Source organism: Aliidongia sp., assembly GCF_035943795.1.
Lineage (GTDB): Bacteria > Pseudomonadota > Alphaproteobacteria > ATCC43930 > CGMCC-115725 > Aliidongia.
The window spans coordinates 110,922-131,275 of the sequence record NZ_DASZBY010000073.1; the positions used below are offsets into that span (position 1 = coordinate 110,922).

A 20,354-nucleotide genomic window follows, 5' to 3' on the forward strand; every position below is an offset into this window, starting at 1 on the left:
TGCTCATGCGGCGTCTTCGAACGCGGTCAGCGCGGGTGCCCCGTCCAGCGGCCAGACCGCGTCGGCGGCGAAGGCCGGCGCGGTCCGCCAGGGCGGTTCGACGCCCAGCGCCCGGGCAACCGCCAGGCCGGCGGAAAAGCCGTCCTCGTGGAATCCCCAGCCGCAATAGCTGCCGCAGAACCAGACGCCGCCCGCACCCTGCAGGCCCGGCAACCGGCGCTGCGCCGCCATGGCGCGCTGATCGAACACCGGATGATCGTAGAAAAATTCGCGCTCGACCAGTGTCGGATGCGGCTCGTCGATCGGATTGAGCGAGACGAACAGGTCGGGCGCGTCGCCCAGGCTCTGCAGCCGGTTCATCCAGTAGGTCACCGACACCGAGGCGGCCGAGGGGTTGGCCTGCTCGCGCGCCAGGTAGTTCCAGCTCGACCAGACCCGGCGCCGGCGCGGCATGAGCTTGGGGTCGCGATGCAGGATCGCCCGGTTCCGCTGGTAGCGGAAGCTGCCGATGATCTCGGCCTCGCTCGGCGATGCGTCGACCAGCATCCTGGCGGCCTGGTCGCCATGGCACGCGAGCACCACCTGGTCGAAATGCTGGGTCAGGCCGGACCGCTCGGTCACCTCGACCCCGCGGCCCGTACGGCGGATTGCCTGGACCGGCGCACCAAGGCGAATGCGGTCGGCGAACGGGGCGGCGAGGCGGGCGACATATTCGCGGCTGCCGCCGTCGACAGTGCGCCAATCGGGCCGGTCCGATACTTTCAGCAGCCCGTGATTGTCGCAGAAGCGCACGAAGCTGGTGACCGGGAATTCCAGCATCTGCTCGGCCGGGCACGACCAGATCGCAGCCGCCATCGGCAGCAGATGCTGGTTGATGAAGCGCCGGCTGTAGCGGTGGCGATGCAGGTAGGCCCCGAGCGTCGGGCTGTCCGCGTCCGGCAGGGTCAGCACTGCCGGCGCCTGCCGATAAAAGCGCAGGATCTCGGCGACCATGCCGTAGAAAGCGGGCTTCAGCAGGTTGCGGCGCTGGGCGAACAGGCCGGCCACCGTGTCGCCGGCATATTCCAGCCGGCCGTCGTCGAACGACAGGCCCAGGCTCATGATGCTGCGCTTGGTCCGGACCCCCAGATGGTCGAACAGCCGCGTCAGGTTGGGATAGTTCAGCTCGTTATAGACGATGAAGCCGGTATCGACCGCTACCGGGCCCGACGGCCCCGCCACGTCGACCGTGTTCGAATGCCCGCCCAGCCGCTCGGCCGCTTCGTAGACCGTGATCTCGTGCTGCCGGTTCAGCAGCCAGGCGCAGCCCAGGCCCGAAATGCCGGCGCCGACCACCGCGATCCTCATGGGCGGCACCGGCCGAGGAAAACCAGGCAAGGCGAAGATGCTGTCATGGCTGCGATCCGTTCAAGCTTGCAAAGGCGGCCAGGGCACGATCGCGCCCGGCCATCAGGTCGATCATCGGAGGAGGATACGCAGCGGCACCGGCCTTGGATGTCCGGCGCGCCGAAGATTCGTTGCCGGGCTCGTGGATGCGGTCGCCGTCGATACCGGCCAGTTCCGGGACCCAGCGACGGATGTAGTCGCCGTTCGGATCGAACTTCCTGCCTTGCAGCAACGGGTTGAAGATGCGGAAATAGGGCGATGCGTCCGCCCCCGATCCGGCGACCCACTGCCAACTGGCGGCATTGCTGGCCGGGTCGGCATCGACCAGCGTATCCCAGAACCAGCGCTCGCCCTCCTGCCAGGGCTGCAGCAGATGCTTGATCAGGAAGCTGGCGACGATCATGCGCACCCGATTGTGCATCCAGCCGGTCGCCCAGAGTTGCCGCATGCCGGCGTCGACGATCGGGTAGCCGGTCATGCCGCGCTGCCAGGCTTCCAGCGCCTGCCGGTCCGGTTCCCATGGGAAACCCGCGAACTGCATCTTCAGCGGCTGCCGGGCGATTTCCGGATTGTAATAGAGCAGGCTGTAGGAAAACTCGCGCCAGCCGATCTCGGAGAGGAAGGTTTCGGCATCGGCATCGGCATCGGGCGGCCGCCTGACGGTTGCCAGGTGATGATGGAGCGCATGCCAGATCTGGCGCGGCGAGATTTCCCCGAACCGCAGATGAGGCGACAGGCAGGACGTGCCGTCCTTGTCCGGCCGGTCCCGATCGGTCTTGTAACCCCGCAGCCGGTCTTGAAGGAAATGGTCGAGCCGGTCCGCGGCACCGGCTTCTCCGGGTTGCCACATCGGGCCGAAGCCTTTCGCCCAGTCAGGTTTCGTCGGCAGCAGCGCCCAACCGTCGAGATCGTCGCTCTTCGGCGGGTGGGCCGGGCCGCGGATCCTGGTCGGCGCCGCGAGCGGTGCCGGGGGCTCGGACTGCGATCGGCAGAACCGCCAATATTGGGTGAAGACCTGGTAGGGTCGGCCGCTCTTGTTCTCGATCGTCCAGGGCTCGAACAGCAGGCTGGTGTTGAAGCTCCTGGCCTCGATCCCGGCCTGGGCCAGCCGCGATTTCACCGCCTTGTCTTCTTCGATTTCCGCGGCCGCATAGCGCCGGCCCCAATAGACGCCGGCGGCACCGACCTCCGCAGCCAGCGCCTCGATCGCCCGGCCCGGATGCCCGTCGCGCCTTAGGATCAGCGGGCTCCCGCAGCGCTTCAGATCGCGGGCGAGGGCGGTGAGGCTGTGATGGAGCCACCAGCGGCTGGCCCCGCCCGGCGCCAGGGCGTGGTGGCCATCGTCGAGCACGTAGACCGGCAGCACCGGATGACCCGTGTCGACCGCGGCGGCGAGCGCCGGCTGGTCCGCCAGGCGCAGGTCCTGGCGCAGCCAGACGATGATCGGCGGTCTGGTCCGTTCGGCTTCTTTGTGCGGGGTCGGCATGGGCGGCGGGCTCGCTGTCGGTCAGGCCAGCGACATAGCGGACGAAACCCGCGCGGCAAGCCCCCCGCCGTGCGATCACGCGCCCAGGACGAACAACCAGAGTGTGGCGACGAACCCCAGACCCCACACGACCGACCGCAGCGTCGCCTTGTCCGCCAGATAGAGGGCGGTATAGACGACGCGCAACAGGATGAAGGCGCCGGCCAGCAGGTCGATCCGTTCTTGACGTGCGTGGGTCAGCTCGGCCACGAGCACGGCGGCGGCGAAAATCGGGAAGATCTCGAAATGATTACGGTGCGCCCAGTCGCCGCGTTGCTGCCAGCCGCTCTGCGCCTCGAGCCAGGCCCTGGGCTTGTGATTGTCGAACCGCCGAGCGCCGGCCCGCTTGACGAGGACGATCGTGAGGTAGGGCAGCATCGCCGCCGCGAGGATCATCCAATAGGCGAAGAACATGACCGGTTGCTTTCCTGGTTCTGGTTGCCGGGCGGCTATCCCCTCGGCAGTTCGCCGCCCAGATTGAAACGGACTGCCGGATGGAACAGGCGCGGGAGCTCGAGCGTCGCATCGCGCGCCCGGCGCATGGCGACGAAGGCGGCCTCGTCGATCCCATCGTGGACATGGGTGTTGCCGGCCCGCTCATCGGGCACCGAGGTCATCCAGTCGGGGCGGCGGGTCACCGGCGGATAATCGTGCCCGACGAACAGCCGGGTCGCCTCGGGCAGGCCCAGGATGCGGCGGATCGAGCGGTAGAGCATCGCGGCGTCGCCGCCGGGGAAATCCGCCCGGGCCGTGCCGCAGTCGGGCATGAACAAGGTGTCGCCCAGGAAGACCGCGTCACCGATCAGATAGCTGATGCAGGCCGGCGTGTGGCCGGGTGTCGCGAGCGCGGTCGCGGCGAGGCCGCCGATGCGGAATGTCTCCTCCGGCTCGAACAGATGGTCGAACCCGAGTGCGCCGGCCGGATCGAGGGCGAAAGCCTCGCGGAATGCCGTGTGCACCTGACGTACGCCGGCGCCGATCGCACGATTTCCGCCCAGGCGCTGCTTCAGATAGGCGCCGGCCGACAGATGGTCGGCATGGATGTGCGTCTCCAGCAGCCATTGGACGTCGAAGCGACGCCGCTCGACCATGTCGGCGATCCGGTCGGCATTCGGGGTCGAGGTGGCACCGGTGGCGAGATCGAAATCGAGCACGGGATCGATGATGGCGGCGGCCCCGGTCTGCGGATCGGCCACCAGGTAGGAGACGGACTTCGTCGTCTCGTCGAAGAAGCCGGTGACATCGGGCGTCATCGCATGCTCCCTTGGGTCAGCCGAACGGCAACAGCTGCGGCTCGGCGCGGGCTTTTGGAAACGGTACCATGGTCAGCCGCGTCTTGCCCGCGAGATAGGCGGCGAAGCCCGTGGGGAACAGGTCGGAAATCGCCGGATCGCGGACGTCGAGGCCGCCGGTATAGGCGCCGAATGCCGGCAGGATCACGCGGGTCTCGTCCGCGACGAAACAGCGGCAGGTCAGGCGGCGGCCGTGGATCGAGATCCCTGCCTTGGGATGGAAGTGGCCGCTCAGCTCGCCCGCGGCGGCGTGGCGGACCGCTTCGTGGCGGAGGGTCAGCGGACCAAGGGTCAGCACATCGGCGACGGCCCGACCGCCGAGCGCGGGGCCGGGTGCCGGATCGTGATTGCCGGCGACCCAGACCCAGTCCTGCCGTTCGACCAGGGCTCGAAGATGGACGGCATCGTCGTGGCACAGATGATCGGCGCCGTGGCGGTCGTGAAACGAATCGCCCAGCGCTACGACCCGTGCGGGCGCCATGCGCCCGATCAACGCCCCCAGTGCGGCAAGCGTCGCCCGGGTGTCGTACGGCGGCAGCAGCGCGCCGCGCCGGGCGAAGGCGGCCCCTTTCTCGAAATGCAGATCGGCGACGATCAGGGTGCGCTCGTCCGGCCACCACAGCGCGCCGCTCGGATCGGCGAACAGCGTGGTGCCGGCGAGCGAGAGGGCGATCGGTTTCATGACGGGGGCGAGGTCGGGACTGAGCGCGTTCACAAGCGCGTTGTTACGGCATCGCGCGCACGGATGCCAGTGCGACTCGACCCCGGCTATTCCGCTTCCGCCGCCACCGCCCCGGATTGGCGCGTCGCCCCGTCCGGCGCCAAGACCGGCGAACGGGCTTCGAGCACCGGGGCGATCGAGCGCTGGCAGTCGAGCACGGCCACGGCGGCGAGCAATTGCGGGTCGCCCGGCTTGGCCGCCGCGGCATGGCCGGCTGCGAGACAAGCGGTCGAGGCCGGCGGCGGCCGGTCGGCGACGGTTTCGATCTCGGCCGGTGGCCGCAAGGCGCCGGGCAGAGTAGCCTCATGGCCGGCGTAGGTCTCCTCCAGCCCGGCCACGGTCAGGTCGGGAACCAGGCCGTCGCTCTGCAGCCAGGCGCCGGACGGGCGGCGCAGGAACCACCCGGTCGCGACCAGGGTGCGGCCGTCGGGCAGGGACTGATGGCCTTGGGATATGCCCTTGCCGAAACTGCGCGTGCCGATCAGCGTCGCACGGCCATGGTCGCGCAGCGCCGCCGCCAGCACTTCGGCCGCCGACGCGGTGTCGGCGTCGATCAGGACGACGACGGGTATCGAGCGCGGCAGGCCGGCCGGCGCGCGGGCGACGTGATGTTCATCCGGATGGCCGACACTCCAGAACGTGGCGAGCCAGGCGCCGTTCGGCAGCAGCAGGCCGGCGGCATCCTCCGCCTCCGAGATCAGGCCGCCCAAGTTGCCGCGCAGGTCCAGGACCAGACCGCGCGGGGCCGGTTGGGCCGCGAACAGGCGGGCGGCCTGATGGCGCAGTTCCTGGCCGGCATCGCGGGTGAAGGCATTGAGCCGCAGTACGGCGACGTCGCCCACGACGCGCGCCTCGACGCGTGGAATGCTGACTTCGTTGCGCGGCACGGCCAGATGCAAGCGCTTGCCCTGCCGGTCGACGTCGAGCTTGGCCACGCTTGCCGTGGCGTCGCCGTGCGACAGCTTGGTGAAGGCTTTGTCGGTGAGGCTGCGGGCATCGGTGCCGTCGAACTTCGTGATGACGTCGCCGACTACGAACCCGGCACGGGCGGCCGGGCTGTCCTGGTACAGGCGGGTGACCTGATAGCCGGCGGGCGCCGTGCGGACCTGGAAGCCCAGGCCGCGGTAATGTTCTGCCGTGTCGGGCAGCTTGTCCCAGACTGCTTCGGCGCCAGGCTGTTCCAGCTTGGAATGCGGGTCGAGCGCGCCGGTCATCGCGGCGATCGCGGCGTCGGACAGACGGTCGGCATCGAGGCCTGGCCTGGCTTCGAGCGTGTGCAAATGATCGAGCAGCGCCGTTTCGATCGGGTTCACGGTGTGCGGTGGCGCCCGTTGCGGCCAATCCGGCCGGGGTGCCGCGCCGGGCTTCACCTCAGGCGCGCGCTGGTCGACGACGGCATCCATGCCTTCGCGCGCGGCGGCGGCCAGCACCGCGGGGTCGACCGGCACGACGTAGCCGCGGAGCGTCAGGCGCCAGGCGGCATCGAGCCGGGCTTCGGGACCGCTCAAGGGCGATGTGGGTGGCTCCGACGGCCGATCGACGCAACCGGCGAGTCCGCCCAGGGCAATGACGAGGGCTGCAAGGTGCAAGCGCGCGCTGTGCATCGTGACGTCTGGCTCCCGACCCATTGCCCGTGAACGAGTGGGAATGGTCGGTTACAGAGGTAAACAGGGGGTTCACGCTGGGGCAGCAAATCGCTGCGGTCGGTTGTCACGGGCAAAGTTTTTTGTCTCGCCGGCGAAAGTGCGCCGTAAGATCCGCCAATCGACAGGCATCGGAGGGTCCCATGAAGCTCAGCGCACGCAATCAGCTCAACGGCAAGGTCGTCGCGGTCACGAAAGGCCAGACCACGGCCCATGTCCGCATCGATATCGGCGGCGGCGTGATCGTGACCTCGTCGATCACCAACGAGGCGGTCGACGATCTCGACCTCAAGGTGGGCGATACCGCGATGGCCGTGATCAAGGCCTCCGACGTCATGATCGGGAAATAGGATCGCCATGCGTCGCCTTCTGCCCGTATTGCTGGCGATGGGCCTGCTGTTCGGCCCTTCGATCGGCTGGGCGCAGGTGGCGGTTACCGGCGCGGTCGACAAACCGCTGACCTTGTCGGCGGCCGATCTGTCCGCGGAACCGCTCGTCACGCTGCATATATCGTTCAACACCAGTCACGGCGCCGAGGCGGCGGAGTACGCTGGCGTGCCGCTCTGGACCGTGCTGCAGCAGGCTGGTCTGGTCGATAGCCAGGCCAAAGGCGGCCATCTGCGCCACGGCATTCTCGTCACCGGCGCCGATGGCTACGGCGTCCTGCTGTCGATCGGCGAGCTAGACCCGGAATTCGCCAACGTCCAGGCGATCCTCGCGATCCGCAAGGACGGCCAGCCGCTGGCCGGTGACGAAGGCATCCGGCTGGTCGTTCCCGGCGACAAGAAAGGCGGCCGCAGCGTGCGCCACGTCGTGAAGATCGAGGTGCAATAGCCGGCGCTGGAAACGGAATTCAGGGCGTGCCGGACGCCAGCGGACCGTGCTCTTCGAACGCAGGAGAAAAGGCCGGTGCCGCGACGTCTGCCCCCGCCAGGGTCAGGTGATAGTAGTCGATGTAGAGTGGCGCGCCGTCCGCAGACAGCCGGCAGGCGTTCGTATCGCACAGCCGATCCTGCGGGTGGACGCGGTTCACCGTCGGATGATCCCGGACAATCTGTTCGAACAAGTTCAGAACGAACTGCTGGCGCGTCTGGTAGTAGGGCCTGGGCCAGGTGAAATCCGCCCAATCCTGCCCGTGATAGGCCAGGCGCGCGAGCGACGAGGGGACGGCGACGCCGACGTCCGGCACGGGATCTGCCAGGATGACCCGGCGCCCGGCTTTGACCAGCTGGGCGACGATGTCGGTGAACTGGGTGGCGAACAGCGCCTCCCGTTCCGTGCGCTCGTTCGGGTGCAGCACCGGCAGGCCGAGTTCCAGGGCACCTTCGACCCGCCCTCTGCCGTGGTCGTCCGACACAGACCCATAGATCGTGTTGATATATTCGGCGGCGATGATGACGGTCTTCAGGCGCGGATCGGCGACGATCGCGTTCAACGCCGCGCGCGTATACCTGTCGCAGCGCCCGCCCGGCGAGGGAAAGCCCAGCACAGGCCGGCAGCCGGCCAGGGCGAACAGCCGGAAGGAGCGGCCCGACCGCTGGGCGATCTTGCCGATCCCCGGCGCCAGGGCGGCGGCCTGGCTGTCGCCCCAGAAGGCGACTTCCGGCTCGACGCCGGGCGCGCCGTAGATGCAGCCGCCGACCGGCCCGTCGCCGAAGGTCGCGAGCAGGCATTCCTGGCGGCGCGGGTCGGAATCGTCGGCAGCGGCGGCCAGTTGCACGACCTCCGCCGGCAGCCGGCCGGGCAACCCGTCCGAGTGGCCGAGCACCAGGCCCGTGAAACCCAGGGCGCCGAGCGGCACCAGCGCTCGGCTCAAGCGCCATCCCGGCCCACGGACGGCGTGCTGTCGCAACGGACGCTCGATATACCGCCAGGACAAGGTGGCGACCACGCCGGCCAACAGCAGAATGGCCAGGCTGGCCGCGAGCGGCAGGTCGTAGACGTGCCAATAGCGGGCGAAGGCCAGCAACGGCCAGTGCCAGAGATAGAGCGAGTAGGAAATCAGGCCGATGAACACGATCGGGCGGGTGGACAGCAGCCGGCCGACCAACGTCGTACCCTGGTTGCCGGCATAGATGACCATCGCGGCGCCGAGGCAGGGCAGCAGGCCAACGACCGGCAGTGGCTCGTAGCCCGACACGGCGATGGCGATGACCAGCAGGCCCAGCAGCGCCGCGCCCTGCCGCAGGAGCGGTCCGCGCAGCGGCTTCGTCGCCGGCAGGGAGATCAGGACCCCGCAGAGGAATTCCCAAGCCCGGCAGGGCGTCAGGTAGAACCGCGTCATCGCCGTGTGGATCAACGCCGACAGCAGGAAGGTCGCGGCCAGAAGGGCCAGGATGACGGCGACGCTATGGCGCCGGGCATGGCGATGCAGCAGGTAGATCACCGCCGGCATGACGAAATAGAATTGCTCTTCCACCGCCAGCGACCAGGCATGCAGCAGGGGGTAGAACTGCGTCGACGGCGCGAAATAGTCTTGGGTCCAGCGCCAGAGTTCGAGGTTGGAACCGCCGACGACGGTCCAGGCCAGGTTGTTGCCGAACGCGATCAGGTCCTGGGGTGTGAAGATCGCGAGGCTCGCGGTCGTGGTCGCGGCCAATACCGGCAGGAGCGCCGGCACGAGGCGTCGAGCGCGACGACGATAGAACTCGCCGAAGGAAAAGCGGCCTGCCGCGCTTTCGCGCCAGAGCAGGCCACCGATGACGAAGCCTGAAATGACGAAGAAGATGTCGACGCCGGCGTAACCGCCGGCGAACCCTGGAATACCCGCATGAAACAGAAGGACGGAGAGAATTGCGATGGCCCGCAGTCCATCGACGTCGGCCCGATAGCTCAATTCACCGTCCCAATTGCCCGAATGAGGGATGCCTCGACGCGCCTGTAGAGCGTCGGTCCGGAAGGTGCAGTCCCGATCGGCGATGGCACGTCACGAAGCCCGATCGGCGCTGAGCGCCTCCAGCCCCATCCGGTAGTCCGGATAGATGAGGTGCACGCCCAGTTCCTCCTTGATCAGCCGGTTCGAGACGCGCTTGTTGTCGGCATAGAAGCTGCGGGCCATCCGGCTCAAGCCCGCCTGGTCGAACGGCACCGCCGGCGGAGGGGCGACGCCCAGCAGGTCGCAGGCGAAGGCGATGACCTCGTCCGGCGGTGCCGGGTTGTCGTCGCAGACGTTGTAGATCGCGCCGGGACGCGGGCGGGCGATCGAGGCGGCCAGGACCTGGCCGATGTCCTCGACATGGACGCGGCTGAACACCTGGCCGGGCTTGACCACCCGTTGGGCCCGACCGGCACGGACAGTGTCGAGCGCGCTGCGCCCGGGGCCATAGATGCCGGCCAGCCGGAACAGATGGACGGGCACGCGCGGCAGCAGTGCCGACCAGGCCGCCTCGGCGTCGCGGCGGCGCTGCCCGCGTTCTCCGGTCGGGGCGAGGGGGCTCGCCTCGTCGACCCAGTCGCCGTCCCGATCGCCATAGACGCCGGTGGTCGAGAGATATCCGACCCAGTCGAGCCCGGGATGCCGCGCGATGGCCGGCGCCCATAGCGCCAATGTCGGGTCGCCCGTGGCGTCGGGCGGGACGGATGCCAGCAGATGGGTCGCGCCCGCGATCAGCCCGTCCGGATCGGCCGGCGGCCGATCGCCGTCGGCGGCGACGGCATCGATGCCGTCGGCGCGCAGGGCCGCGGCCTTGTCCGCCTCCCGGCAGGTGCCGGCGATCTGCCAGCCATCCGTCCGCAGACGGCGGGTGAGCGCCAGGGCGGTATAGCCGAGGCCAAAGCAGAACAGGCGCGGCACGGGCGCTCAGTCCTTGATCGAGAGGAAGCGGCTGGGCGCATCGCCCTCGTTGTTGCGCCAGCCCGTGACCCGCGGCTTCACCAGATAATTGTTGGCATAGGAAAACAGGGGAATGATCGGCACGTCGTCCATCAGGATGCGCTCGGCCTTTTCCGCCAGCGCGTTGCGCGTCGGCCAATCGAGGGCGACGCGGGCCTGGTGGATCAGCGCGTCATAGGCCGGGTTGGCGTAGGCAGACGAATTGAAGTCGCCGGCGTCGGTCTGGTTGATGCGCAGATACTGCACCGGATCGTCGAAGTCGATCTGGAAGCCGAGCGAGCCGATCTCGTAGTTCTGGCGCCGGAGATTGGTCAGCAGGACCTGGAATTCCTGGTTGTCGAGCGTGACTTCGACCCCGAGGTTGGTCTTCCACATGCTGGCGATTGCGGACATCAGGCTGCGGATTTCCTCGTTGGTCGTATAGCTGATCGTGAGTTTCAGCGGATTGTCCGGGCCATAGCCGGCCTCGGCCATCAGTTCCTTGGCGCGCTTGATGCGATCGGCGAGGGAGGCGCCGGTGAAGCGGAATTTCTGCGGCTCGTAGCCGTGGCTGCTGATCACCTCGGGCGTGAAGCTGTAGGACGGTTGCTGGCCGCGCACGATGATCTTGCCGGTTATGGTTTCGCGGTCGATGGTCATGGCCAGCGCCTCGCGCAGCCGGACGTCGGTGCCGAGCGGCGCGCGCTTCATGTTGACCGGCATGAAATAGGTCGCGCGCGCGGTGCCGGTGTGCAACTCGTTCGGATAGTCCTTGCGCAGGGACGCCAACTGTCGGGTCGGTGCGCGCGTGATGTCGAGATCGCCCGACAGGTAGCGCTTCAAGGCGGTGCCGTCTTCATCCGAGACGACGTGATCGACCTCGTCGAGCTTGATGGCGGCGGCGTCGTAATAGTCCGGGTTCTTTACCAGCACGATCTGATCGTGCGGCACCCAGGATTTCAGAAGGAACGGACCGTTGGTCACGACGATGCCCGGCCGCGTCCAGTCGGACGGGTGCGCCTCGATCGTGGCCCGATGGACCGGATAGACGAAGCGCTGGGTCATCAGTTCCGGCAGCACCAGGTTGGCGGTGGCCAGATGGATGGTGAAGGTGAAGGGATCCGGCGCCTCGACGCCGAGCTTGGCCAGATCCTTTTCCCTGCCGCCGTTGATGGCCTCGGCATTGACGATATCGCGCACCGCGTCGATGTCGCCGGCGGCGGTCTTGGGATCGACCAGGCGACGGAAGCCGTAGAGGAAGTCGGCCGATGTGACGGGATCGCCGTTCGACCATTTCACGCCATGGCGCAGGTGGAACACGTAGGTGAGGCCGTCGGGCGAGACGTCCCAGCGCTCCGCGACACCCGGCGCCGGATGCTTGTTCGCGTCCCAGATGGTCAGGCCTTCATAGAGATCCTGCTCGACCTGGGCATCCTGGATGCCGGTGGACTTCTGCGGGTCTAGCGTTTCGACCTCGGCCTGGTTCCAGCGTCGCAGCACTTCCGGCCCTGCCGCGTCGGCGCCGACGCCGGCCGTCGCCGCCAGCATGGTTCCGGCGATCAAGAAACCCCAGCGCCCCAAGCTTGCCATCATTCCATGTCCGTTGTTTAACCCGAGAAGCATTCCGCCGGCCGTCCGGCCCGTCCGTCCATCGAAAGTCACCTATGCCACGTTCGTCGCTCTTCCACCATTCATGGTCCTACCGACCGGCGATCAAAACCCTGGCCGCGGTGTCGCACCTGATCGTGGGCACGGCGGCCGTCCTGGTCCCGGCGACCGCATTCGCCGATACCGACCTCAGGAACGATGCGGCCAGCTACGAGCGCTGCATGAACACCGCGCGCAAGGAGCCGGCCGACGGGTTCGAAATGGCCTCGGTCTGGAAGGAGCATGGCGGCGGGCTGCCGGCCGAACATTGCGCCGGTGTCGCGCTGATGGGCCTGAAGCAATATGCGCTGGCCGGCGACCAGCTCGAGACCCTGGGCAAGGAGATGGTGCGCGAGGCGCCGTCGCTGCGCGCCCAGGTGTTGTCTCAGGCCGGCGAGGCTTGGCTGCAGGCCGGCGAGGCCGCCAAGGCGCGGGCCGATTTCACCGCGGCGATCGGGCTCGATTCCAGGGATGCTTCGCTGTTGATCGGTCGCGCCCGGGCCTATGCCGCGGTCAAGGATTACAAGATGGCCAAGGAGGACCTGAACCATGCGCTGGCCGGCGGCGCTGCGCGTGGCGAGGTGCTGACCTATCGCGCCGCCGCCAACCGGCTGTCGGGCGATCTGGCGGCCGCGCGCAAGGACGCCGACGATGCGGTGGCTGCCGCACCGGACTCGGCGGACGGCTGGCTGGAGCGGGCGAACATCCGCCGGCTGCAGAAGGACGACAAGGGCGCCCGGGCCGATTGGATCAAGGTGCTGGAACTGGCGCCGGATTCGCCGGCCGGCGATGCCGCGCGCGACAATCTCGCGACGATGGACGTGCATGTCGAGCCCGCGCCGAAGCCGTGATGCCTATTCGGGGCGGCGACAGCACGCCTCGATGTTGTTGCCGTCCGGGTCGCGCACGAAGGCGCCGTAATAGTCCGCGTGATAGTGCGGACGCGGTCCCGGCGCGCCATTGTCCGTGCCGCCGGCCGCCAGCGCCGCCTGGTGAAACGCCGCGACCGTCGCCCGATCGGGCGACGCGAAGGCGACGTGGACCGACCGCGCCGGCTGCGGACCGGTCCCGATCCAGAAGAACGGCCGGCCGGGCGTGCCGAAGCCGGCATGGGCGTCGGCCCCGGTCTGCTCGGCCGTGATCTCGAACAGCAGCGTGATGCCGAGCGGGGCTAATGCCATCTGGTAGAACGCCTTGGCCCGCTCGAAGTCGCTGACCGCGAGGCCGACATGATCCAGCATGCTTTGCTCCAATCGTCGTTTCTAATCCGTGACCGACAGATACCGGCTCTGGGCGTAGACCACGTTCGCGCGCCAGCCGACGACGCGCTTGTGCACCAGGGTATGCCAGAGGATATCGGTCGTCGGAATGATCGGCATGTCGGCCATCATCTGCCGCTCGGCCTGCTCGAACAGGCGGTTTCGCGTCTCGATCGTGGTCGCGACCCGCCCTTCGTCGTACAGCCGGTCGAACTCGGCGCTCTTGTAGCCCGGATAATTGTAGGACGCGTTCCGCGAGATGTAGTTGATCAGGGCGTCTTCCGGCTCGTTATAGAGCCCGTATTCGCCCATGGCGCCGATCTCGTAGTCCTTCTGCTGAACCTTGCTCAGGTAGACCTGCCATTCCATGTTCTCCAGGGTTGCCTCGACGCCGATCGGCTTCCACATGGCGGCGATGGCGAGCAGCTGGGTCCGGGTCTGGTCGTTCGTCGCGTAGATGATCGAGACCTTGAGCGGGTGGTCCGGCCCGTAGCCGGCTTCCTTCATCAACTCCTTGGCCTTGGCCACGCGCTCGGACTGGCTAAGGCTCTTGAAGAACACCGGCTGGGAGACGTAGCCGGGCATCACCGGCGGGATCAGCGCGTAGCTGGGGATGTTGCCGTCCGGGATGATCTTCTGGGTGATGGTCTCGCGGTCGACGGCCATGCTCAGCGCCTGACGCAGCCGCAGATCCTGCGACAACGGGCCATGGACCATGTTGATTGTCAGGAAATTGTGTGAGTTGACCGGCGCCTCCAACAACTCTCCGGGATAGGCGACCTTCAGCCGCTTCAGCTCCTTGACCGGTGGCCGGTCGAACACGTCGAGTTCGCCCGCTTCCCAGCGGCGCAGCCCGCTCTGGATATCCGAGGTGTTGAGGTAGTCGACCTCGTCGAGCTTGACCTCGGCCGCGTCGTGATAGAGCGGGTTCTTGACCAGGACGATCGAGGATTGCGGGACCCAATCCTTGAGGATGAACGCGCCATTGCCGACGAAATGGCCGGGCTTCGTCCAGTCCTGGCCCCATTTCTCGATGGAGGCGCGATGGAGCGGCATCGCCGTATTGTCGGTCAGGCGCAGGGGCAGGATCACGCAGGGCGCCTGCAGCCGGATGCGCAGGGTCAGTGGATCGACCGCGTCGACACCGAGCTTGGTCACGTCTTTTTCCGTGCCGTCGATGATCGCCTCGGCATTGAGGATCGGCCGGAGCGAGAGCGGGTCCGACGCGCCGGTCCTGGGATCGACCCCGCGGCGCATGGCATAGACGAAATCGTCGGCCGTCACCGGATCGCCGTTCGACCATTTCCCGTCCGGGCGCAGGTGGAAGGTATAGGTGAGGCTGTCGGCCGAGACGTCCCAGGACAGCGCTGCACCCGGCACCGGCTTCAGGTCCATGTCGAGTGCCGTCAGCCCCTCCATCAGCTCGTGCTGGATGTCGACGTCGTAGAGCGCGATGCCCTTCTGGGGATCCAGCGATTCGACCTCGCTGTCGAGGCCGCGCCGCAGCAGCTTCGCGGCATGAGCGTCGGCGGTCTGGAACAGCAGGAGCGCAACGGCGGCCGAGGCCAGCACACGGATCATGAAGGTCAGTCCTCGAGCGAAAGGTATCGGCTCTGAATGAAGGGGTTGGTGTTGTGCCAGCCGTGGACCTTGGACGACACCAGCATGTTGACGGTCTGGTAGTAGAGCGGGATCTCGGCATAGTCGGCCAGGATGATCTGCTCCGCCTGGCGGATCAGGTCGGCGCGGGTCTTGATGTCGGTCGCGATCGAGGCCGCCGCGGCCAGCTTGTCGTAGGCCGGATTGGAATAGCCGATCGTGTTCTGATCGGTCGATGTGCTGACGTAGGGCTCGATGAACTGCATCGGGTCGTCATAGGACACGGTGCCGCCCAGCGGCCCCATCGCATAGTTCTTCTGGCGCAGCGTCGCCTCGTAGATCTGCCATTCCTGGTTCTGCAGGCTGACCTCGACGCCGAGCGGCTTCCACATGGAGGCGATGGCCAGCAGCATGGTACGGGATTCGTCGTTGGTCGTGTAGGTGATCTCGAACTTGAACGGATGGTCGGGCCCGTAGCCTTCCTCGGTCATCAGCTGCCTGGCGCGCGCCAGCCGCGGCGCCATCGGCTGGTCCTTCCAGTCATATTGCGGCGGCGTGTAGTCGCCGATCGCCGGGGGCACCACCGAATAGCCGGCCTTCTGGCCCTGCGGCATGATCTTGGTCACGAGCAGCTCGCGATCGACCGCCAGCGACAGCGCCTGGCGCAGCTTCGGATGGTCGACGAAGGGGCCTTTCTTCATATCAAACAGCAGGGCGAACTGGCCGAAGACGTCGCCGGTGCGAAGGACGGCACCCAGGTTCTCGCGGGCCCATTTGATCTGGGTACGCGGCACGAGGGCGACGTCGAGCTCGCCCGCGCGGAAACGCTTGAACCCGGTCTCCAGATTGTCCGACATGACCCAGCGCACGCGGTCGAGCGCCACGTGGGCGGCGTCGTAGAAATCGGGATTCTTCTTGACCACGATCTCGGAATTGGGCGTCCAGCTTTCGAGCGTGAAGGGGCCGTTGGTGACGATCTTGCCCGGCCGGGTCCATTCGGCATTGCCCTCGATCGCCTTGCGATTGAGCGGAAACATCTGCTGGTCGGTCAGCAGCATCGGCAGCATCAGCTGCGGCTGCTTCAGCGTGATGACGATCGTGTAGGGATCGGGTGCCGCGATGCCGAGCTTGGTGAAGTCCTTCTCCTTGCCGGCGATGATCTCCTCGGCATTCACCAGGTCGCGGACCTGCTCGAACGAGGATGCGGCGGTCTTGGGATCGACCAGGCGGCGGAAGCTGTAGAGGAAATCGGCCGCGGTCACCGGATCGCCGTTCGACCATTTCGCGTCATGGCGCAGATGGAAGGTCCAGATTTTCTTGTCGTCGCTCGCCTCCCAGCGCTCGGCGACGCCGGGCGCCACCTTCATGTCCGGGTCGAGCGTCAGCAGACCTACGAACAGGTCGCGCTCGATGTTGACCTCGTAGATGCCGGTGGTCTTCTGCGGATCAAGCGATTCCGGCTCGGCCCCATTGGCGCGGCGCAACACATGTTCCGCCTGGGCTGCCGAGGTTGCGAGCAGGCCGACGATGGCGGCGATGAGGGCAGGGCGCAGGCGCATGGAACGGATCTCTACTTTTCTGCCGATGGGCGCGGTCACGGCTTGATCGACAGGAAACGCGACTGATCGTAGATGATCTTGGTCACGTAACCTTCGAGCTTCGGGCTGACCACGACGTTGAGGACGTAATATTCGAGCGGGGCCAGCGGATAGTCGTCGAGCATCACCTGTTCGGCCTGCTCCATCAGCTTGCGGCGTTCGAGCGGATCGGTCGACGTGCCGCCGCGGTGGAACAGGTCGTCGAACTTCGGATTGGCATAGCCGTTGACGTTGTAGATGCCGGCATCGCTGCGGAAATTGTCGAGGCCGTTCTCGTAATCGTCATAAGTGCCGACCAGGTTCAGGTAGCCGATCTCGTAATTGCGCTCGTTGGTGATGCCGACGAAGACCTGCCATTCCATGTTGTCGAGCGTCACGTCCACCCCGATCGGCTTCCACATGGCGGCGATCGCCAGCAGCAGCTGGCGGGTACTCTCTTCGGTCGTATAGCTGAGCTTGAGCTTCAGCGGATGGTCCGGGCCGTAGCCCGCTTCCTTCATCAGCGTCTTGGCCTTGGCCAGCCGTTCGGGCATCGGCGTATCCTTGAACCTCATGTTCTGTTGCGTGTAGTCGCTCGTCACCGGCGGAATGATGCCATAGGCCGGCTTCTCGCCCCGCGGGTCGACTTTGGTCACCAGCGTCTCGCGGTCGATCGCCAGGTTGAGCGCCTCGCGCAGCCGGATGTCCTGGGCCAATGGCCCGTGCTTCATGTTGAAGAAGATGAAGCCGTAGCCGTTGGCGTCGGCGGTCCGCAGCTGGTCCGGCAGGTTCTCGCGCGCCCAGGGCAGGTTCTGGCGGGTCAGCACCATCCAGTCGAGCTCACCGGCGCGATAGCGCAGCAGGCCGGCCTTGAGGTCCTCGGTCACGATCCAATCGACCTCGTCCAGCTTGATCGACGGGGCGTCGTAGAAATTCGGATTCTTCGTCAGCACGATCTGCGCCTGGGGTACCCAGCTCTTCATCACGAACGGGCCGTTGCCGACCAGATGCTCCGGCTGCGTCCAGGCATTGCCCCATTTCTCGACCGATGCCTTGTGCAGCGGAAACAGCATCGGGTCGGTCAGCAGGAACTTGAGTGCCAGGCGGGCGGCGGTCAGCTGCAGCTTCAGCGTATAGGGATCGGGCGCCGAAACGCCGAGCTTGGTCAGGTCCTTTTCCTTGCCCGACACGATCTCTTCGAAATCGATCAGCTGGGTCAGGTCGGACGGGTCGGCGGCTGCGGTCTTGGGGTCGACCAGGCGGCGGAAGCTGTAGACGAAATCCTCCGCGGTCAGCGGCTCGCCGGTCGACCATTTGGCGTCGTGGCGCAGATGCAGCGTCCAGGTCCTGCCGTCCGGCGAAATCTCCCAGCTCTCGGCCACCCCCGGCACGACATGCTCGTCGGGGTCGAGCGTCAGCAGGCCCATGAACAGGTCGCGGTCGATCGCGAGCGGGCCGGCGCTCGAACTCTTCTGCGGATCGAGCGTCTCCGGCTCCTGCTCCGACATGCGGTGCAGCACCTGGGCCGCTTGGGCAACGCCGGCGGTCTGGAGCAGGACGGCCGCGACTACGGCGAGACGGAGGGACGTGTAGCGCATCGAAACGGGGTTTCCTCGAAAGATCATTGTCATCGCGGCGGGCGCGTGGATCCCCGGGTCAAGCCCGGGGATGGGGGCAAGGCCACGGCACTGCTGGATCCAGTCAGTTCTTGAACGACAGGTAACGGGTCTGCGGATAGGTGACGCTGGCGTCGAACCCCTGCAGCTTCGGATTGACCAACGTGTTGCGCTGGCCGAACTCCAGGGGCGCGATGGGATAGTCGTCGAGCATCACCCGTTCGGCCTGCTGCATCAGCTCGCGCCGGGTCGCCATGTCCTTGGCAGTGCCGCCACGGTGGAACAGGTCGTCAAACTTCGGGTTGGCGTAGCCCGACGGGTTGGCGAAACCGGCGTCGGAGCGCCAATTATCCAGCCCGTTTTCATAGTCGTCGTAGGTCCCGATCAACGCGTAATAACCGATGTCGTAATTGCGCTGGTTCATGTTCGAGACGAAGACCTGCCACTCCGAGTTCTGCAGCTTGAGGTCGATGCCGACCGGCTTCAGCATCGCCGACAGCGCGAGCAGGATCTGCCGGCTGTTTTCGTCGGTCGTGTACATCACCTCGAGGGCGAGCGGATGGGCCGGGCTGAAACCCGCCGCGGTCATCAGCTCCTTCGCCTTCTTGATCCGGTCGGCCATGGGCGTGCCCTTGAACGGCATGCTCTGCGCCGTGTAGTCGCTGACCGCCGGCGGCACCATGCCGTAGGCCGGGGGCTCGTCGCGCGGGTCGATCTTGGTCACGAGCACCTCGCGGTCGATCGCCAGATTGAATGCTTCACGCACCCGGATGTCCTTGGACAAGGCACCTTTGACCATGTTGAAGAATAGCAGCCCGGTCGAGTTGATCGGCGCCGAGCGCAGCTGGGCGGCCATGTTCTGCTTGGCCCAGGGCAGGTGCACCCGGGTCAGCGGGATGAAATCCAGCTCGCCCGCGCGGTAGCGCGTGAGGCCGGACTCGAGGTTCTCGGTGACCATCCAGTCGACCTTGTCGATCGCCACGTCCTTGGCACCGTAGAAGCTCGGGCTCTTGATCAGCGAGATCTCGGACTGCGGCGTCCAGGATGCCATGCTGTAGGGGCCGTTCGAGACGATGTGGCCCGGTTGGGTCCATTGGTCGCCCCACTTCTCGATCGAGGCACGGTGCATCGGCGCCAGCGTCATGTCGGTCAGCAGGAACGGCAGCGCGATGCGCGGTTCGGTCAGGTGCAGCACCAGGGTGTAGGGATCCGGCGCCTCGACGCCCAGCTTGGACAGGTCCTTTTCCTTGCCCGAGACGATCGCGTCATAGCCGTCGAGCTGCTTCAGGTCGGACGGATCCTCCGCGGCGGTCTTGGGATCGACCAGGCGTTGGAAACTATAGATGAAATCGGCCGCGGTCACCGGCTCGCCGGTCGACCATTTTCCGTCATGGCGCAGGTGGAAGGTCCAGGTCTTGCCGTCCGGCGCGATGTCCCAGCTCTCGGCCGCGCCCGGCGCCGGCTTGTTGTGCGGGTCCAGCACGGCCAGGCCCACGAACATCTCGCGGTCGACTGCCAGCGATTCGGCGGAATTGGTCTTTTGCGGATCGAGCGAGTCCGGTTCCGCGCCGTTGTAGCGGTGCAGAACCTGCTCGGCCTGGGCCGCGGTCGAGAGCAGGGCGGCGATCAGGCCGGCGGCAATGCTGGGGAACAGGCGCATGGCAGTGACTCAGTCCTTGAACGAAAGATAGCGCGTCTGCGGATAGGGCTGGCCGTCGTGCCAGCCGACCAGGCGTGGCGTCACCAGGAAATTGGCGACGCTGTACTGCAGGGGCACCATGGCGTAGTCGCCCAGCACGGTCCGCTCGGCGCCTTCGAGGGCGGCACGCCGGGAAGCCGTGTCGGTCGCGCGCGCCGCCTGGTCCATCAGCGCGTCGAACGCCGGGTTGGCATAGCCGCAGTGATTATACAGCCCAGCATCGGTCCGGTAGGGGATGAGGTATTCCGTCGGATCCTCGAATTCCGGGATCTCGCTCAGGATGCCGATCTCGTAGTCCTGCTGGCGGATTTTGACCTGGTAGACCTGCCATTCCATGTTGTCGAGCGTGACCTCGACACCGAGCGGCTTCCACATCGAACCCAACGCCAGCAGGTAGGTGCGTGTGTCGTCGTTGGTCGTGTAGCTGAGCGTCAGCTTCAACGGATGGTCCGGACCATAGCCCGCGGTCGCCATCAGCTGCTTGGCGCGCGCCAGGCGATCGGCATAGGACGATGCCTGCCAGTCGTAGCTCTGCGGCGTATAGTCGGGCATCACCGTCGGCACCATCGCGTAGGCCGG

General features: G+C 66.8%; 18 protein-coding genes. 3 read left to right on the forward strand and 15 right to left on the reverse strand.

Going from position 1 to position 20,354, the window contains the following annotated elements:
- Window positions 1-3: 3 nt before the first annotated feature.
- The 6 genes from VGV37_RS13015 to VGV37_RS13040 form a co-directional block, all read right to left on the reverse strand.
- Window positions 4-1,347 (reverse strand): NAD(P)/FAD-dependent oxidoreductase, encoded by a 1,344-nt coding sequence (locus VGV37_RS13015; RefSeq protein ID WP_326880110.1) that lies wholly within the window; start codon window positions 1,345-1,347, stop codon window positions 4-6.
- Window positions 1,348-1,390: 43 nt separating this feature from the next.
- Window positions 1,391-2,872, reverse strand: coding sequence for a deoxyribodipyrimidine photo-lyase (locus VGV37_RS13020; RefSeq protein WP_326880111.1), 1,482 nt, complete (start codon window positions 2,870-2,872; stop codon window positions 1,391-1,393).
- A gap of 75 nt (window positions 2,873-2,947) precedes the next feature.
- Window positions 2,948-3,325: an MAPEG family protein gene (locus VGV37_RS13025; RefSeq protein WP_326880112.1), complete on the reverse strand. Its 378-nt coding sequence runs from the start codon at window positions 3,323-3,325 to the stop codon at window positions 2,948-2,950.
- A 35-nt stretch (window positions 3,326-3,360) separates the two neighbouring features.
- Window positions 3,361-4,164, reverse strand: coding sequence for an MBL fold metallo-hydrolase (locus tag VGV37_RS13030; RefSeq protein ID WP_326880113.1), 804 nt, complete (start codon window positions 4,162-4,164; stop codon window positions 3,361-3,363).
- 16 nt (window positions 4,165-4,180) lie between these two features.
- Complete coding sequence (pdeM, locus tag VGV37_RS13035; protein ID WP_326880114.1) at window positions 4,181-4,885, reverse strand: ligase-associated DNA damage response endonuclease PdeM; 705 nt, start codon at window positions 4,883-4,885, stop codon at window positions 4,181-4,183.
- Window positions 4,886-4,971: 86 nt separating this feature from the next.
- A complete protein-coding gene (locus VGV37_RS13040) occupies window positions 4,972-6,432 on the reverse strand; it encodes a S41 family peptidase (protein ID WP_326880115.1) in 1,461 nt (486 codons plus the stop codon).
- 278 nt (window positions 6,433-6,710) lie between these two features.
- Here VGV37_RS13040 and VGV37_RS13045 point away from each other — a divergent pair, with 278 nt between their 5' ends.
- Both VGV37_RS13045 and VGV37_RS13050 read left to right on the forward strand, forming a co-directional pair.
- Window positions 6,711-6,917: a molybdopterin-binding protein gene (locus tag VGV37_RS13045; protein ID WP_326880116.1), complete on the forward strand. Its 207-nt coding sequence runs from the start codon at window positions 6,711-6,713 to the stop codon at window positions 6,915-6,917.
- Window positions 6,918-6,924: 7 nt separating this feature from the next.
- A complete protein-coding gene (locus tag VGV37_RS13050) occupies window positions 6,925-7,401 on the forward strand; it encodes a molybdopterin-dependent oxidoreductase (RefSeq protein WP_326880117.1) in 477 nt (158 codons plus the stop codon).
- A 19-nt stretch (window positions 7,402-7,420) separates the two neighbouring features.
- Here the strand turns inward: VGV37_RS13050 and VGV37_RS13055 are convergent, their stop codons facing one another.
- The 3 genes from VGV37_RS13055 to VGV37_RS13065 form a co-directional block, all read right to left on the reverse strand.
- Complete coding sequence (locus VGV37_RS13055; protein ID WP_326880118.1) at window positions 7,421-9,403, reverse strand: acyltransferase family protein; 1,983 nt, start codon at window positions 9,401-9,403, stop codon at window positions 7,421-7,423.
- A gap of 90 nt (window positions 9,404-9,493) precedes the next feature.
- Window positions 9,494-10,360, reverse strand: a complete 867-nt coding sequence (locus VGV37_RS13060) for an SDR family oxidoreductase (RefSeq protein ID WP_326880119.1) — start codon at window positions 10,358-10,360, stop codon at window positions 9,494-9,496.
- 6 nt (window positions 10,361-10,366) lie between these two features.
- Window positions 10,367-11,971, reverse strand: coding sequence for a peptide ABC transporter substrate-binding protein (locus tag VGV37_RS13065; protein WP_326880120.1), 1,605 nt, complete (start codon window positions 11,969-11,971; stop codon window positions 10,367-10,369).
- A gap of 71 nt (window positions 11,972-12,042) precedes the next feature.
- Between VGV37_RS13065 and VGV37_RS13070 the strand changes: the two genes are divergently transcribed.
- Window positions 12,043-12,876: a hypothetical protein gene (locus VGV37_RS13070; RefSeq protein ID WP_326880121.1), complete on the forward strand. Its 834-nt coding sequence runs from the start codon at window positions 12,043-12,045 to the stop codon at window positions 12,874-12,876.
- A gap of 3 nt (window positions 12,877-12,879) precedes the next feature.
- Here the strand turns inward: VGV37_RS13070 and VGV37_RS13075 are convergent, their stop codons facing one another.
- From VGV37_RS13075 to VGV37_RS13100, 6 genes are all read right to left on the reverse strand, one after another.
- On the reverse strand, window positions 12,880-13,266 hold the full coding sequence (locus VGV37_RS13075) for a VOC family protein (protein WP_326880122.1): 387 nt from the start codon (window positions 13,264-13,266) through the stop codon (window positions 12,880-12,882).
- A 21-nt stretch (window positions 13,267-13,287) separates the two neighbouring features.
- The gene (locus VGV37_RS13080) at window positions 13,288-14,865 is read right to left on the reverse strand and encodes a peptide ABC transporter substrate-binding protein (protein WP_326880123.1); all 1,578 of its coding nucleotides are present in this window, start codon (window positions 14,863-14,865) and stop codon (window positions 13,288-13,290) included.
- A 5-nt stretch (window positions 14,866-14,870) separates the two neighbouring features.
- Entirely contained in the window at window positions 14,871-16,442 is a 1,572-nt protein-coding gene (locus VGV37_RS13085; RefSeq protein WP_326880124.1) for a peptide ABC transporter substrate-binding protein, read from the reverse strand.
- Window positions 16,443-16,477: 35 nt separating this feature from the next.
- Entirely contained in the window at window positions 16,478-18,058 is a 1,581-nt protein-coding gene (locus VGV37_RS13090; protein WP_326880125.1) for a peptide ABC transporter substrate-binding protein, read from the reverse strand.
- A 103-nt stretch (window positions 18,059-18,161) separates the two neighbouring features.
- The gene (locus tag VGV37_RS13095) at window positions 18,162-19,736 is read right to left on the reverse strand and encodes a peptide ABC transporter substrate-binding protein (protein WP_326880126.1); all 1,575 of its coding nucleotides are present in this window, start codon (window positions 19,734-19,736) and stop codon (window positions 18,162-18,164) included.
- A gap of 9 nt (window positions 19,737-19,745) precedes the next feature.
- A partial coding sequence (locus VGV37_RS13100; RefSeq protein WP_326880127.1) for a peptide ABC transporter substrate-binding protein occupies window positions 19,746-20,354 on the reverse strand: 609 nt, incomplete at its 5' end.

Excerpts from the sequence above, each read along its gene's own strand:
- VGV37_RS13075 (WP_326880122.1), bottom strand. The coding sequence starts at position 13,266 with ATGCTGGATCATGTCGGCCTCGCGGTCAGCGACTTCGAGCGGGCCAAG.
- VGV37_RS13090 (WP_326880125.1), bottom strand. The coding sequence starts at position 18,058 with ATGCGCTACACGTCCCTCCGTCTCGCCGTAGTCGCGGCCGTCCTGCTC.
- VGV37_RS13015 (WP_326880110.1), bottom strand. The coding sequence starts at position 1,347 with ATGAGGATCGCGGTGGTCGGCGCCGGCATTTCGGGCCTGGGCTGCGCC.
- VGV37_RS13050 (WP_326880117.1), top strand. The coding sequence starts at position 6,925 with ATGCGTCGCCTTCTGCCCGTATTGCTGGCGATGGGCCTGCTGTTCGGC.
- VGV37_RS13095 (WP_326880126.1), bottom strand. The coding sequence starts at position 19,736 with ATGCGCCTGTTCCCCAGCATTGCCGCCGGCCTGATCGCCGCCCTGCTC.
- VGV37_RS13080 (WP_326880123.1), bottom strand. The coding sequence starts at position 14,865 with ATGATCCGTGTGCTGGCCTCGGCCGCCGTTGCGCTCCTGCTGTTCCAG.
- VGV37_RS13020 (WP_326880111.1), bottom strand. The coding sequence starts at position 2,872 with ATGCCGACCCCGCACAAAGAAGCCGAACGGACCAGACCGCCGATCATC.
- VGV37_RS13085 (WP_326880124.1), bottom strand. The coding sequence starts at position 16,442 with ATGCGCCTGCGCCCTGCCCTCATCGCCGCCATCGTCGGCCTGCTCGCA.
- VGV37_RS13070 (WP_326880121.1), top strand. The coding sequence starts at position 12,043 with ATGCCACGTTCGTCGCTCTTCCACCATTCATGGTCCTACCGACCGGCG.
- pdeM (WP_326880114.1), bottom strand. The coding sequence starts at position 4,885 with ATGAAACCGATCGCCCTCTCGCTCGCCGGCACCACGCTGTTCGCCGAT.
- VGV37_RS13045 (WP_326880116.1), top strand. The coding sequence starts at position 6,711 with ATGAAGCTCAGCGCACGCAATCAGCTCAACGGCAAGGTCGTCGCGGTC.
- VGV37_RS13065 (WP_326880120.1), bottom strand. The coding sequence starts at position 11,971 with ATGATGGCAAGCTTGGGGCGCTGGGGTTTCTTGATCGCCGGAACCATG.
- VGV37_RS13025 (WP_326880112.1), bottom strand. The coding sequence starts at position 3,325 with ATGTTCTTCGCCTATTGGATGATCCTCGCGGCGGCGATGCTGCCCTAC.
- VGV37_RS13030 (WP_326880113.1), bottom strand. The coding sequence starts at position 4,164 with ATGACGCCCGATGTCACCGGCTTCTTCGACGAGACGACGAAGTCCGTC.